Origin of the sequence: Dokdonia sp. Asnod1-B02 (genome assembly GCF_045063955.1) — a bacterium.
Lineage (GTDB): Bacteria > Bacteroidota > Bacteroidia > Flavobacteriales > Flavobacteriaceae > Dokdonia.
Genome location: NZ_JBEFNW010000002.1, coordinates 1,402,599 through 1,419,572 on the forward strand (window position 1 = coordinate 1,402,599; position 16,974 = coordinate 1,419,572).

Annotated in this window: 6 protein-coding genes; 3 read left to right on the forward strand and 3 right to left on the reverse strand. The window is 40.6% G+C overall.

Translation table 11 applies throughout. From position 1 onward, the window contains the following. Positions 1 to 70: 70 nt before the first annotated feature. The 3 genes from ACJJVU_RS06450 to ACJJVU_RS06460 form a co-directional block, all read right to left on the reverse strand. Complete coding sequence (locus tag ACJJVU_RS06450; RefSeq protein ID WP_405223526.1) at positions 71 to 1,147, reverse strand: ABC transporter permease; 1,077 nt, start codon at positions 1,145 to 1,147, stop codon at positions 71 to 73. Further along, the gene (locus ACJJVU_RS06455) at positions 1,144 to 2,892 is read right to left on the reverse strand and encodes a BT_3928 family protein (protein ID WP_405223528.1); all 1,749 of its coding nucleotides are present in this window, start codon (positions 2,890 to 2,892) and stop codon (positions 1,144 to 1,146) included. The genes ACJJVU_RS06450 and ACJJVU_RS06455 overlap by 4 nt, the downstream gene beginning before the upstream one ends. 76 nt (positions 2,893 to 2,968) lie before the next feature. After that, on the reverse strand, positions 2,969 to 3,508 hold the full coding sequence (locus tag ACJJVU_RS06460) for a DUF1599 domain-containing protein (RefSeq protein WP_405223530.1): 540 nt from the start codon (positions 3,506 to 3,508) through the stop codon (positions 2,969 to 2,971). Positions 3,509 to 3,800: 292 nt separating this feature from the next. Here ACJJVU_RS06460 and folP point away from each other — a divergent pair, with 292 nt between their 5' ends. From folP to thrS, 3 genes are all read left to right on the forward strand, one after another. Continuing rightward, positions 3,801 to 4,625: a dihydropteroate synthase gene (folP, locus tag ACJJVU_RS06465; RefSeq protein ID WP_405223532.1), complete on the forward strand. Its 825-nt coding sequence runs from the start codon at positions 3,801 to 3,803 to the stop codon at positions 4,623 to 4,625. 135 nt (positions 4,626 to 4,760) lie between these two features. Next, complete coding sequence (locus ACJJVU_RS06470; RefSeq protein ID WP_405223534.1) at positions 4,761 to 14,225, forward strand: hypothetical protein; 9,465 nt, start codon at positions 4,761 to 4,763, stop codon at positions 14,223 to 14,225. Between the two features lie 750 nt (positions 14,226 to 14,975). Beyond that, positions 14,976 to 16,922 carry a threonine--tRNA ligase gene (gene thrS / locus ACJJVU_RS06475; RefSeq protein ID WP_405223536.1) on the forward strand — a complete coding sequence of 649 codons (1,947 nt, stop codon included), beginning with the start codon at positions 14,976 to 14,978 and terminating at the stop codon, positions 16,920 to 16,922. Positions 16,923 to 16,974: the final 52 nt, after the last annotated feature.

Genomic DNA, 16,974 nt, shown 5'->3' on the forward strand with positions numbered 1-16,974 from the left:
AAGAGTAAGAGAGGTTTGCTCTTGATTTAACCCAGTTTTCACGATTACGTTTTCGTAAGAAGCTTGCAACCTAGCGTAGCCTAATTTTTGGATCTAGCCAGCCGTAGATAAAATCTACAAGAATATTTATGATTACAAATAGCGTAGCGATAATAAGTACGGCACCCATGATAATAGGTAAATCCAGTGTGTTGAGTGCATCTACTATTTCCTTACCTAAGCCATTCCACCCAAAAATATATTCTACAAAAACTGCACCTGCAAGCATAGAAGCAAACCATCCAGACACTGCAGTGACTACAGGATTTAATGCATTTTTAAGTGCGTGGTTTTTTATAATCTGGTAGGTGGTAAGTCCTTTAGCTTTTGCAGTTCTTATATATTCTTGATTATAAACCTCAAGGAGCGAGTTGCGCATTAATTGAATTACAACGGCAAGCGGACGTATACCTAAAACTAGCGCTGGTAAAATCAAGTTCTTCCACTGGATGTGAACATGCTCCCCAAAATCATCCATCTCATACAAGCTACCTGTCATATTGAGATTTGTATATTTATGAAGGGCATAACCAAAGAGCCAAGCAAAAAGAATAGCGCTAAAAAAACTAGGAACACTCATTCCTAGTGTACTTACAACCTGTATGGTTTTGTCAACCCATGTGTCCCGCATTTGCGCAGAAATAATCCCTAAAAAAACACCAATACATATGGCAATCACAATAGCGCTTACGGCAAGAACAATCGTGTTAGGTAACGTTTCGGCAATTACCTCTGTGACGGGTTTACCTGTCTTTTGAAAACTCTCTCTGAGGTATGGATATTTTACTGCTAGCGTGCTATTGCCAATCTCAAATAATGGAGTTGCGCTGTACTTGCCAGAAGCTAGCGACGTATAGTTTTGCTCATCATTAGCATGTAGAGAAAGTATAGAAAGGTCGTTAATGTAGTATGCGTATTGCGTACTTATAGGCTTATCAAAACCATATTTTGCTCGCACCTTTGCTAGTTGTTCTGGATTTTCATTTTGGTCAAGCATCATACTCGCTGGATCTCCAGGAAGTACGGTAAATAAGAAAAATATAACCGTTACTACTCCCCACAACGTGAGCAGCGCATAACCTAATTTATATAATAGGTATTTAATCAATTTGATGCCGCCTTTCCTTCGAGCATTTGCTGTTTTGCAGCAAGTGCTTCGTCTAGAGTTATTTCTTTGTATTCAAAGTCTTGACCAAAAAGGTCTTTTCCATATTGCTCAATAGTTTGAGGAAATCCAGCTGCAGCACGTCTTTCATTTACATCTTGAGGATTTGCTATAGGCCATATAAAATCGGCCATGTTTGGGTATGTTGCTCCTTGAGTACCGTAAATTTGAGGTTCGCCGTTACTCATAAGTAAGCGGTCTTCCATCATAGCAACCAGCGTGTATGGTAATTCTCCATCTTGTCCAGCTTTTTTAATGGTATCTATGTAGGTTGGGATTTTATCAGGATTGTGCTGGATCACATACCAAGCAGCAGTATTTGTAGGTTCGCCCACGATACTCTTCCCAGGATATCCTTTAGTTCTTATAGTATATTCAATGCGTTCAAGATTAATACTATCCAGTAATTCCTGTTGCTTCCATATAAAATTTTGAAATTCCTCTGGAGCTACGCCTAGCTTTTTAGCTTCGGTATTCTTTTCTTCTCCGTCTTGTAAGTACATCATCCGTCTGTACTTTTGATCGAGAACGGCGATACTATCTAGCTCATGTTTGAGGGTGAAATCAAGGTTAGGCTTACTGTTTTCTAGAGTTTGTAAGCGCAAGTCTTGGGCGTCATTATAGTGAAGCTTTTGTAAAATAGTTCCTTTATGAAGACTCACAATCCCAGGATTTGCACGTACAATAGTTTTTAAAACCGTTTCATCTGTAAAGTAAAACTTAAAAGGAAGTTTAAAGTCTTGCACAAACTCATCTGTTACATCTTGTGACGAGGAGCTTAGCCCTATGACGTTATATCCTTTTCTAATTGCATCTTCTGCAATGGTTCTTATATTATAGTAACCTTCTCGCTCAGTATTAGTTAAGTTATAAGCAACAATTACAACGAGATTTTCTTTCTCTAGAAATTCTGTAGTATAGTTTTCTTCTCCGCGCTCTATTGTAAAATCGTGTACTGGTGGCTCATAACCTTCGGCTGTCTGTACCACCTTGTATGAGATAAACTCTCCGTCTACCTGCGGGTAGCCACCTTCTGTAGTAATTACTTCTTCTTTGCCATCAATATTAAATTTCCATTGGTACTCAAACGTAGCTTCTGGTGCGCCCTCTGGGATTTTCATTCCTTCGGCTATGTTTGAGCCTACTTTATAAGCCCTAAAATCTAACCATGGCAGGTGCTCGAGTACGTGCATACCAAAGAACATACATGCTAAAAATGATACAAAGACAATAGAGGTGTTAATGAGTTTCCCAAAAGTAGGTAGGATATATTTCTGATTAAACATCAAGAAAAGGATAAGCACTAGCAAAATCACATCTTTTGCAAAAGACTCCCACGGCACTAGCGGAATAGCATCACCAAAACATCCACAATCTGTCACCTTGTTAAAATAAGCGGAGTAGAAGGTGAGAAATGTAAAAAATGCAATCATTGCAAACAGTAGCCACAGCGTAATTTTTTTACGATACCCTACCAGCAAGGCAATTCCTAAAAGTACTTCAACCACCACAAGTATGATGGCAATAAGTAAGGCATAAGTTGATAAGAACTCAAGGCCTAAAACCTCTGCGCTAAAATATTCTTGAAGCTTATAAGAAAACCCTAGAGGGTCGTTAAGCTTTATAAATCCGCTAAAGATGAAAAGCGCTCCTACAATAAAGCGAGCTATGTGTGTAAGTAGTTTCATATATAATCCAGCAGCACTGGAGGTGTATTAGTCACATTTTCGCGAAAGCGTAACTTTTATTCATAAATACTAATTCTTATGCTTCACCTAAGTGAATCATTGCAAAAACAGCATAATTAATCATGTCTTGATAGTTTGCATCAATACCCTCAGAAACGAGCGTTTTTCCTTTATTATCTTCTATTTGTTTCACGCGCAGCAATTTCTGGAGAATTAAGTCTGTAAGACTGCTCACTCGCATATCACGCCATGCTTCACCATAGTCGTGATTTTTATCCATCATTAACTGTTTTGTGAGTTTTATTTTCTCATCATATACACGAGTGGCCTCCTCAAGTTGCATGTCTGGTTGTTCTACCACGCCGCGCTCAAGATTTACTAGCGCCATAGCGCAGTAATTAATGATCCCTATAAATTCAGATTGCTGCCCTTCATCCACTTTTTGCACCTCGTTTTGCTGTAAACCGCGTATGCGCTGTGCTTTTATAAAAATTTGATCAGTGAGAGAAGGAAGTCTTAATATGCGCCATGCACTCCCATAGTCTTTCATTTTTTTAATAAAAAGGTCTCTACATTGTGTGATTATCGCATCATATTGGGCAGAAGTGTCAGGCATGCTGTGTTGTTTGATTTTCGGTAAATTTCGGTTAAAATCTTCAATATAAGAAATGAGTTCTTGCTTAGAAAGTAATGCTAGCTATTATCCTTTTGAAGCACAGCGTTTATGGTGTATTTTTGAAGCAGTATCCCGCTTTCTGTTGCAATTCCTCGCGGCGGTTGCACCAGCCAGCTGCGGGATTTTCACTACAATCGGGGCTATGGAGTAGAGGTAGTTTGTGATTAAAAGTAGCTGCTAAAGAAGTCAAACTATCCTAGAATAATAGCCAAAGATTTATAAATAATCATCTATGAAAATAAACTGTAAAGGAACGCTAATAGATCTCTCAAAGCCTAAGGTTATGGGAATACTAAACCTTACTCCAGATAGTTTTTATGATGGTGGTAGGTATAAAGATATGGAAGCTGCTATAGACCAAGTAAGAACAATGCTTGATGATGGTGCCACATTTATTGACGTAGGAGCTTATAGTTCGCGACCAGGAGCTGTAGATATTTCGGTAGAGGAGGAGGAGTTAAGATTGATACCAGTGATAGAGCAATTGGTGATATTATTCCCTGAGATTATAATCTCTGTAGACACCTTTCGCGCAAGCGTAGCAAGAAAAGCAATAGCAGCGGGAGCAGCTATTATTAATGATATTAGTGCAGGGCAGTTAGATCATGAAATGATGTCTACAGTAGGGGAGTTGGGTGTTCCTTATATAATGATGCACTTGCGTGGCACTCCACAAACCATGAAGAATCTTGCGATGTATGAAGATATTACTAAGGAGGTATTATATTATTTTAGTGAGCGAGTTGCTGTCGCAAGGTCTCATAAAGTAAATGATCTCATAGTAGATCCAGGATTTGGATTTGCAAAAACAGCTAGCCATAGTTTTGAGTTACTTAATAAGTTGGCAATCTTTAAACAGTTTGACCTCCCTATTCTCGCAGGCGTTTCCCGTAAATCTATGATTTATAAGACCCTTGAAACATCACCAGATAAGGCACTTAATGGGACTACAGTATTAAATACAATCGCGATAAATCAAGGCGCACATATATTAAGAGTTCATGACGTAAAGGAAGCTATGGAAGTAGTAACTCTTTGCCAAGCATGTTCCTGGTAGTTAAGCTTGTTTATTTTGCTGGTATTGACATTGCTAATTGGGATTTTTATTGTCAATAGTTCTTAACAAAACGAGTCTCTGTTAACAGGATTTTAGCAAAAAAACGCTATTTTTCACTCCTTAAATAATTCTATAATGAGAATCCTACGTGTAGCTTTAATTCTAATAGCTTTTTCTTTTATAAATACGTCGCTTTTTGCTCAGACATCGGCAGGAGGTTCTACGTTTCAAGATGCAGTTCCATTTTGTACCAATGACCCTGTTTTTGCAACGCCATTTGACGCTTGTTTTGCAGGTAGTGCAGACTCAAACTGTACTACCTCTGGACAAGCGGGTCCAGATTATGGTTGTTTAGGTAGTCAACCTTTTCCTACTTGGTATTTCTTGCAAATTGATCAAGCAGGAAATTTAAATTTTCAAATCACCCAGAATACAGCAATAGATGATGACGGAACTCCAACAGGAACAGGCCTTGATGTAGATTATATAATCTGGGGTCCTTTTGCAGATACTGATGTTTTTGACCAATTGACTGCAGCTAATATTGAAAGTTGTAGCTTTTCTTCAGCACCAGTAGAGTTTCCTACAATTACAAATGCGCAAGAAGGTGATGTCTATGTTTTTATGGTTACTAATTTTTCTGGTCAACAAGCGGAGATTTTTATAGAGCAAACTAATGACCCAATGAATACTGGAGTTGGTAGTACAGATTGTTCGATTGTAAATGCTTCACTAGGAGCAGATCAAGATGCTTGTGAAGGAACAACAGTAACACTAGATGCCACAAGTACCGAAGCAGCGAGTTATGCATGGGCTGTCGATACTGGAGCAGGTTTTATGCCTGTTTTAGATGGTGGTGGAGCTCAAGTTACCACAGCGATGCTTGATGTAACTACTAGTGGTGAATATCAAGTTACTATCACAGATACTGCTGGTGATACAGGAACAGACGAGGTTGTCGTTACATTTTTTACAGTTCCAACAGCAACAGCTCCAGATGATATTTTTGAGTGTGATACAGATGCAGATGGTTTTGCAAGTTTTAATCTAGACGCTCAGAATTCTGATATTTTAAATGGACAGAGTGCGACCGAGTTTTCTGTTTCTTTCCATTTGAGTCAAGCAGACGCAGATACAGGAGCGGGAGCTTTAGCAGGAACCACAACATATAACTCTGTAAGTGATGAGATTTTTGTTCGTGTAGAAAACAATGGCTTGCCTGCATGTTCAAGTACTACCTCATTTAATATTGAGGTTGTTGCATTACCTATAGCAACAATGCCTGCTACCTATGAAATTTGTGACGATAATATAGATGGTGATGATACCAATGGGGTGGCAACTTTCAATCTCTCGACATTAGATAGCCAAGTTTTAAATGGCCTAGATCCTGTGCAGTTTGAAGTGACTTATCATGTAAACGGACCAGAAGCATCTAGTAATACAAATCCACTCCCTGCAGCATATACGAATACATCGAGCCCTAATAACGATACTATTTTTGCAAGAGTTGAAAATACAGCTTTCACTGGTTGTTTCTCAATAACTCCAATTAATCTTAGAGTTAATGCTCTCCCAGTCCTAACCACACCAGTAACTTTACGTCAGTGTGATGATGACACTAATGGAGTTACAACTTTAAACTTAACGCAGTCACAAAGCGAGTTGAGTACAAATTCGGCCAACGAGACTTTTACTTATGTAGACGCTTCTGGCACACCTATAACTGATCCTACGGCTTATATAAACAGTGGTTCTCCTTTTAATGAGGCTATTGCTGTGACTGTTACAAACCTAGATGGATGTTCACGAGAAGGAATTATTAACGTTGTTGTGAGTGCTTCTCAAATTCCAACAGGAACACTCTTTGCAGATGAGATTGAGTGTGATACTGATGGTGATGGTATTGCTGTATTTGATTTCTCTGGCGCTACTGCTACTATAGAAACATTTTTCTCACCACAAGTAGTATCTGTTGCTTATTATGAAACAGAGCAAGAAGCCTTATCTGAGATTAACCCTATTATAGATACTGCTGCTTATAGCAACAATCCTTTATTTACAAATGCTGGCGGAGTTCAAAATATTTGGGTTCGTGTAGAGGCAGATACAGATAATGGATGTGTAGGTCTTGGAGAGCACGTGAGACTCACCGTCACTCCCAACCCAACATTCCTTCCTAATATTAGTAGTATTGAGACTTGTTCTGCTGTAGCAAATGCAGCTACTTTTGATTTAACGCAGAATGTAGCGGAGATCACTGGTGGAGATGCAGATCTAGAAGTTACTTTTTACGAGAGTATTGCGGCTTACACAGCAACACCTCCTGTAGCTATTGCAAGTCCTACTTCTTTTTCAAACAGTAGTAATCCGCAGACTATTTTCTATAGTTTAAGAAGTACGAGTAGCACGTGTACGACGTTTGATACTGCGATGAATTTTGAGATTATTGTCAATCAAAACCCTGTGGCTATAACGCCGTCTGAGCTTCAAGTATGTGATGATGATGGCGTGGTAGATGGATTTACAACGGTAGATCTTTCTCAAAAAGATGCAGAAATCACTAGTGGTTTTAATGCAAATCTTACAGTGACCTATCACTTGGATGCCGCTGGCGCCAGCACAGGCGATACAAGTATTCCAGATAGTACGACGTTTACCACCACGAGCAATCCTCAGATTGTAGGAGTGCGTGTGACTGATAATACAACAGGTTGTTTTTCAACGACGAGTTTGAGTATCCGTAGCTTCCCAGTTCCTGTGGCTGTCACTCCAGCCGACTATGAGGCTTGTGATGATGATAATGATGGTGTGTTTGACTTTTTTGTGCTTTCATCTAGAGATACTGAAATTACTGGTGGTGATCCTAGTTTAAGTGTTGCTTATTACCTCACCCAAGCAGATGCAGATAACGCGCCTGTAGGCCAAGAGCTGGACGCAGCAATGTATATCAATAACGATCCTTTTGAGCAGATTGTTTTTGCTCGTGTGTTTAATGCGATAGGTTGTTATGACACGACACCACTTACCTTGAGAGTGCTTAACACTCCAATGCCTAATGAAAATGCAACTCCTTTTGCACTTTGTGATGATAATAGCGACGGACTACAGATTTTTGATTTAAGCACGCAGGTGGTAAATATTTTAGGAGGTCTAGACCCTGCTACTCACAGTGTGGTGTGGTTTTCTTCTCTCGCTTCCGCGGAAGCTGGAACGCCTGCCATAGCAACTCCTACCGCTTACACCAGCAATACGGCAACCGTTTTTGCAGTAGTAACAGATACGGCGCAACCAACGACCACGGCTACTTTTTGTAGTAACATAGCGACCCTTTCTCTTGTTGTGAATCCGCTGCCTACACCAGTACAACCTGCCGAATATGAGCTTTGTGATGATCTAGCCAGTGGTAGTGATACTGATGAGTTTGCGAGTTTTGATTTACGTAGCCGTGATGATGAAATTACTGGTGGTAATGATGATTGGGCAGTAAGCTATCACCTTACCCAAGGCGATGCTGATGCAGGTGCACCAGCGCTTCCAGATGTATATCAAAACACCGTAATGGCTAACCAAACTATTTTTGCTAGAGTAGAAAATATAGTAACTAGCTGTTTTGAAACCACCACGCTTACTTTAGTGGTAAACCCATTACCATCACCTACTATCATTGTAGCGGTAGAAGAATGTGATACCATGGCAAATGATGGTGATGTGGATAATGATGGAGATGCGGTATTTGATCTAACGGGTCAAGTAACTACAGATATTATCAATGGAGAGACGTTTATGTCACTCACTTTTCACGAGACACTCGCTTCCGCGGAACTGGGCAGTCCATCGATAGCAACACCGGGGACTTATGAGACTGTATCTAGAACGATATTTGTACGAGCAACCGATACGGATCCAGCAACTGCAACCCAGTGTTACCGTGTTATCGAATTAGAACTTATCGTACAACCAGCTCCTGTGCTACCTACGGTAATTCCAGATCTTACCTCTTGCGATGATAATGAAGATGGACAAGCACTTTTTGATCTTACTCAAAATGATGCGATTGTTCTAGGAACACAAACCACTGCTGATGTTACTTTAACGTATCATGAAACCCTTGCCAGCGCAGAAGCTATGGTAGGAAGCGTAAGTGATATGCCAGTTGCTGATCCGCTGAACTATTTAGCAAGTGCGCCAACCACACCAATCTGGGTACGTCTAGAAAATACAACTACAGGATGTACGGTAGTTGGGACTTTTAATTTAAACATAGCGATGATTCCAGCAATCACACCTCCTGGTGTTTTTGAGGAGTGTGATAGCGAAGGAGCACTGGTAGGCACCGATACTGATGGAATTACAAGTTTTGATTTAACAAGCCTTGATACTTTAATTACTGGAGGAGACACCACTTTAAGTGTTAGCTATTATGAGTCGCAAGCAGACTTAGATGCTGGGACAACCAATGCGATTTCTACTCCAACAGCTTATGTAAATACAGGAATGAGTCCGCAGACTATTTTCATTTTAGTCACGAGTGATCAAGTAGGAATGTGTGGTGCTCAGACTACGGTAGACCTTCAAGTGAATCCGCTGCCAGTAATTGGAGAGCCTTTGCCTGCTGCAGCAGCTTGTGATGAGGACAATGATGGCTTTGGAGCTTTTGACTTGCAACAATATAATGACGACTTACTAGCAACAGTAACAAACATAGACTTACGTTTTTATGAAACACTAGATAATGCAACGGCAGATACAGGAGCAGGTCAAATAGACATTACTCTTCCTTATAATAACATCTCAGGAATGACTTCGCTATATGTAGTTGCACAAGATACAGACGCTACGACAGCCACGAGTTGTACGAAGATCTATGAGTTTGAGCTTATTGTGTTCCCTATTCCTGAACTTCCTACAACACTAGCAACCCTTGCTGCTTGTGATGATAACAATGATTTAATGGAGGTTATTGACCTTACCCAAAATGAGTCAGCGATTATAGGAACGCAAGATCCGGTAACCCTTGTCATTACCTACCATAATACACAAGCAGATGCTGATTTGGGAATCAATCCAATTGTAAACCCTACCGCTTATACAGCAACGCAGATAGCACCACTAGAAATTATCTGGGTACGCTTACAAGTAAGTGACGGCTCTCCAAATATATGTGCTGCCATTGGTTCCTTTCAGATATCGGTAGAGACACCACCTACGGCAAATCCGAATGGTGATGAGCTAGACCTGATGATTTGTGATGATGATACCGATGCCTTTACCGTATTTGACTTGAGCGTAAACCAAGCGAGTCTCACTGGTGGTGATCCGCTGCTTACGGTAACGTATTATGAGAGTCTTGCTGCTTTGAATGCCGGAAATCCTATTGTAGATCCTTCGGCTTACACTAATATTTTAAATCCGCAGACCATCCAAGCGGTAGTATCAAGCCCAGCAGGGTGTAGTGATGGAACGACCTTTAATATTGAAGTGTTACCACTGCCAACGCCAAATACCAATCCAGATGCGCTAGAAGTGTGTGATACGACTACAAATATTGATACTGATGGTGACGGAGTGATTGATGCAGGTTCAGGTTCGGCAACAGATGGTTTTGAAGTCTTTGATTTAACACCTGCTATCGCGCAGATTGCGGGAGCAGAACCGGTAAATATAACGGTGTATACAGAACTCGCTTTCGCGGAAGCGAACCCAGAAGACACCACGCTCGCCATTGCAGATGTGACTGCGTTTATCAATACCGTGACTGGCAACCAAACGTTATACGCAAGAGTAGAACGTGATGTGCCAGGAAACAGCGACTTGGATAGCGACGGAAATCTATGTTTTGTAGTCGTTCCTTTTGAAGTAGTGGTAAATCCGCTACCGATCTTGGCAGCAGCAGGACCTGTAGATTATACCTTCTATAGTTTAAGAAGTACGAGTAGCACGTGTACGACGTTTGATACTGCGATGAATTTTGAGATTATTGTCAATCAAAACCCTGTGGCTATAACGCCGTCTGAGCTTCAAGTATGTGATGATGATGGTGTAGTAGATGGATTTACAACGGTAGATCTTTCTCAAAAAGATGCAGAAATCACTAGTGGTTTTAATGCAAATCTTACAGTGACCTATCACTTGGATGCCGCTGGCGCCACTATTGGTGACGCAAGTATTCCAGATAGCACGATGTTTACCACCACGAGTAATCCGCAGATTGTAGGAGTTCGTGTGACTAATAATACAACAGGTTGTTTTTCAACGACGAGTTTAAGCATTCGTAGCTTCCCAGTTCCTGTGGCTGTCACTCCAGCCGACTATGAGGCTTGTGATGATGATAATGATGGTGTGTTTGACTTTTTTGTGCTTTCTTCTAGAGATACTGAAATTACTGGTGGTGACACTAGTTTAAGTGTTGCCTACTACCTCACTCAGGCAGATGCAGATAATGCGCCTGTAGGTCAAGAACTCGACGCAGCAATGTATATCAATAACGATCCTTTTGAGCAAATTATTTTTGCTCGTGTATTTAATGCGATAGGTTGTTATGACACGACACCGCTTACACTGAGAGTACTGAATACTCCAATGCCTAATGAAAATGTAACTCCTTTTGCACTTTGTGATGATAATAGCGACGGACTACAGATTTTTGATTTAAGTACACAGGTGGTAAATATTTTAGGAGATCTAGACCCTGCTACTCACAGTGTAGTGTGGTTTTCTTCTCTCGCTTCCGCGGAAGCTGGAACGCCTGCCATAGCAACTCCTACCGGTTACACTAGCAACACGGCAACCGTTTTTGCAGTAGTTACAGATACGGCGCAACCAACGACCACAGCTACTTTTTGCAGTAACATAGCGACCCTTTCTCTTGTTGTGAATCCGCTGCCTACTCCGGTACAACCTGCCGAATATGAGCTTTGTGATGATCTAGCCAGTGGTAGTGATACCGATGAGTTTGCGAGTTTTGACCTACGTAGCCGTGATGATGAAATTACTGGTGGTAATGATGACTGGGCAGTGAGCTATCACCTTACCCAAGGCGATGCCGATGCAGGTGCACCAGCGCTTCCAGATGTATATCAAAACACCGTAATGGCCAACCAAACTATTTTTGCTAGAGTAGAAAATATAGTAACTAGCTGTTTTGAAACCACCACGCTTACTTTAGTGGTAAACCCACTACCATCACCTACCACCATTGTAGCGATGGAAGAATGTGATACCATGGCAAATGATGGTGATGTAGATAATGATGGAGATGCGGTATTTGATCTAATGAGCCAAGTAACTACAGATATTATCAATGGAGAGACGTTTATGTCACTCACTTTTCACGAGACACTCGCTTCCGCGGAACTGGGTAGTCCATCGATAGCAACACCGGCGGCTTATGAGACTGTATCTAGAACAATATTTGTACGAGCAACCGATACGGATCCAGCAACTGCAACCCAGTGTTACCGTGTTATCGAACTAGAGCTTACCGTACAACCAGCACCTGTGTTACCTGCGGTGATTCCAGATCTTACCTCTTGTGATGATAATGAAGATGGACAAGCACTTTTTGATCTTACTCAAAATGATGCGATTGTTCTAGGAACACAAACCACTGCTGATGTTACTTTAACGTATCATGAAACCCTTGCCAGCGCAGAAGCTATGGTAGGAAGCGTAAGTGATATGCCAGTTGCTGATCCGCTGAACTATTTAGCAAGTGCGCCAACCACACCAATCTGGGTACGTCTAGAAAATACAACTACAGGATGTACGGTAGTTGGTACTTTCAATCTTAACATAGCGATAATCCCGGCAATCACACCTCCTGGTGTTTTTGAGGAGTGTGATAGCGCAGGAGCACTGGTAGGCACCGATACTGATGGAATTACAAGTTTTGATTTAACAAGCCTTGATACTTTAATTACTGGAGGAGACACCACTTTAAGTGTTAGCTATTATGAATCGCAAGCAGACTTAGATGCTGGGACAGCCAATGCGATTTCTACTCCAACAGCTTATGTAAATACAGGAATGAGTCCGCAGACCATTTTTATCTTAGTAACTAGCGATCAAGCAGGAATGTGTGGTGCTCAGACTACGGTAGACCTTCAAGTGAATCCGCTGCCAGTAATTGGAGAGCCTTTGCCTGCTGCAGCAGCTTGTGATGAGGACAATGATGGCTTTGGAGCTTTTGACCTGCAACAATATAATGACGACTTACTAGCAACAGTAACAAACATAGACTTGCGTTTTTATGAAACACTAGATAATGCAACGGCAGATACAGGAGCAGGTCAAATAGACATTACCCTTCCTTATAATAACATCTCAGGAATGACTTCGCTATATGTAGTTGCACAAGATACAGACGCTACGACAGCCACGAGTTGTACGAAGATCTATGAGTTTGAGCTTATTGTGTTCCCTATTCCAGAACTTCCTACAACACTAGCAACACTTGCAGCTTGTGATGATAACAATGATTTAATGGAAATCATTGACCTTACTCAAAATGAGTCAGCGATTATAGGAACGCAAGATCCAGCAACCCTTATCATTACCTACCATAATACACAAGCAGATGCTGATTTGGGAATCAATCCAATTGCAAATCCTACCGCTTATACAGCAACGCAGATAGCACCACTAGAAATTATCTGGGTACGCTTGCAAGTAAGTGATGGCTCTCCAAATATATGCGCAGCCATCGGTTCATTTGAGATATCGGTAGAGACACCACCTACGGCAAACCCGAATGGTGACGATCTAGATCTCATGATTTGTGATGATGATACAGACACCTTTACCGTATTTGACTTGAGCGTAAACCAAGCCAGTCTCACTGGTGGTGATCCGCTGCTTACGGTGACGTATTATGAGAGTCTTGCTGCATTAAACGCAGGAACTCCTATTACAGATCCTTCGGCTTACACTAATATTTTAAATCCTCAGACCATCCAAGCGGTAGTATCAAGTCCAACAGGATGTAGTGATGGAACGACCTTTAATATCGAAGTATTACCACTGCCAACACCAAATACTAATCCAGATGCGCTAGAAGTGTGTGACACGACTACAGATATTGATACTGACGATGACGGAGTGATTGATGCAGGTTCAGGTTCGGCAACAGATGGTTTTGAAGTCTTTGATTTAACACCTGCTATCGCGCAGATTGCGGGAGCAGAACCGGTGAATATAACGGTGTATACAGAACTCGCTTTCGCGGAAGCGAACCCAGAAGACACTACGCTCGCCATTGCAGATGTGACTGCGTTTATCAATACCGTGACTGGCAACCAAACATTATACGCAAGGGTGGAACGTGATGTGCCAGGAAACAGCGACTTGGATAGCGACGGAAATCTATGTTTTGTAGTCGTTCCTTTTGAAGTAGTGGTAAATCCGCTACCGATCTTGGCAGCAGCAGGACCTGTAGATTATACCTTCTGTGAAGAATTTGATGGTGATGACTCGATGGGAAGTGTAGATCTTACGACCCTCGCAGATTTAGCTGGATTACTTGCTGCGCCGCAGGTAACCAGTGANCTGCCGCTAGCGTTCATCCTGAGCCAGGATCAAACTCTTCATCGTGTATTGTAAATAAATTTAACTCCTCACGACTCGAAATATCTGGTCAATAATAAACTTCTAGTTTTCAAATTCTTTGTAATAACACCCGAAGGTATTAATACGCGCTGTCAATTCAATAAATCAATGAACTTTCTCTACCACTATTAATAATAGAAAACTCTTGTAAATGCTAAGGATTCGAACCTCAAATTAGACTAACTAATCTTCCAAAACATCTCAATAAAAACTTTTGAACTTCGCTAGATATCTTACTGTTTCTCTAAGCGGGTGCAAATATACAACTGTTTTTTAAACTCACAACTTAATCTTAAAAATAATTGAAAATTTAATTTCAAACTCTAAAACCAAGTAACAATCGCAATGAACATAACTCCCAAATAACCTCCATTTGTTAGCGGCTGCAAAACTACAACCTTTTTCCTAATCACAAACTATCTTTTTGAAAATAATTTAAAGAAATAAAAACAAACTTTTGAAGACATTTAAAAGAACAACCGCTTGCTGTTAAGCGGGTGGCAAAGATACACCGAAGTTCTAATCTGACAAGAATAAATATCAAAATATTTAAAATTATCTCAAAATAGACCTCCTAGAACCACCCAAAAACCCCTAATCAAATGAAAATAAAGCAGTTATTGTATTTCAAATTTTCGCGAAAGCGAAACAATCTTTCTCCTTATTATATAGTCAAACAGAATGTAATATATATTGTGAACCTTCATTGAAGATACTATCTTTGCGCCTTTAAACAATCGAACTATGATCAATATCACTTTGCCAGATGGCAATGTAAAACAGATGGACAACGGAGCTACTCCTATGGACGTCGCAAAGAGCATCAGTGAAGGACTGGCGCGTAATGTAATTTCGGCAAAATTTAACGGGCAAACGGTTGAGACCTCTACCCCACTTACCGAAGATGGTTCGATCACACTTTTTACCTGGAATGATGATGAAGGAAAGACAGCTTTTCGTCACTCTTCTTCCCACGTACTAGCTCAAGCAATTTTACAATTATATCCTGGAGCAAAACTTACTATAGGACCAGCTATCGAAAATGGTTTCTATTATGATGTTGACCTGGGTGACCAAACCATATCTGACAAAGATTTTAAGTCTATAGAAGACAAAATGCTTGAAATCGCTAGAGGTAAGCATGACTTTAGCCTACGCTCTGTAACTAAGCAAGAGGCTTTAGATAAATACAAAGCAGAAGGAAACGAGTTTAAGGTAGAACTTATAGAGAATCTAGAAGATGGAACAATCACCTTCTGTGATCATGATGACTTTACAGATTTATGCCGTGGTGGCCACATTCCGAATACAGGAATCATCAAGGCTGTAAAAATAATGAGTGTTGCTGGAGCTTACTGGAGAGGTGATGAGAACAAACCACAACTTACTCGTGTTTATGGAACATCGTTCCCAAAACAAAAGGATCTTAAGGAATACTTAGAATTAATAGAAGAAGCAAAAAAACGCGATCACAGAAAATTAGGTAAAGAGCTTGAACTTTTTACTTTTTCTCAACGTGTGGGCCAAGGTCTTCCATTGTGGCTACCTAAAGGAGCTGCACTACGTGAGCGTCTTGAAAATTTCCTTAAGGCTGCACAGAAAAAGCAAGGTTATGAGATGGTAGTTTCTCCTCATATAGGTCAAAAAGAACTTTATGAAACATCTGGTCACTATGAGAAATACGGTGCAGATAGTTTTCAACCTATACTTACACCTAATGAAGGAGAAGAGTTCTTACTTAAACCTATGAACTGCCCTCATCACTGTGAGATCTATAATAGCCGCCCTTGGAGTTACAAGGAACTACCTAAACGTTTTGCAGAATTTGGTACAGTATACCGTTATGAGCAATCTGGCGAACTTCATGGACTAACCCGTGTACGTGGCTTCACTCAAGATGATGCACATATATTCTGTACGCCAGATCAACTGGATGAAGAGTTTATGAAAGTAATAGACTTAGTGCTTTATGTTTTTGGTTCTTTAGGTTTTGAAAACTTTACAGCGCAGGTTTCTTTACGTGATCCAGAAAAACCAGAAAAATATATAGGAGCAGATGAAAACTGGGTAAAAGCAGAAAATGCTATCCTCAATGCTGCAAAAGCTAAAGGACTTAACTACGTTGTTGAAACTGGTGAAGCTGCTTTTTATGGACCTAAGCTTGACTTTATGGTTAAGGATGCTCTAGGCCGCAGCTGGCAACTGGGTACTATACAAGTGGACTACAACTTGCCAGAACGTTTTGAATTACAGTACAAAGGGAGTGATAATGAGATGCATCGCCCTGTAATGATACACCGTGCACCCTTTGGAAGTATGGAGCGTTTTATCGCAATTTTACTAGAGCACACAGGAGGAAACTTCCCACTTTGGTTAATGCCACAGCAAGCTACTATTTTGACATTGAGTGAGAAATACGAGAAATATGCTCAGAATGTTTTAACTTTGCTTGAAAATCACGAAATTCGCGCTCTTATAGATAACCGTGGTGAGACTATGGGTAAGAAAATACGGGAAGCAGAGATGCAAAAACTTCCGTTTATGATTATCATAGGAGAGCAAGAAGAGAATGATGGCACAATATCTGTAAGAAGACATGGTGGTGAGGATTTAGGTAGTATGACTATGGACGCTTTCGCGAAAATGGTAAATGCCGAGATAGCATCCACAATAAAAACATTTGAAGTTTAATTTAAAATAGAAACGCCATAGCAATACGTAGAAAAAGATCGAGAGGTCCTGC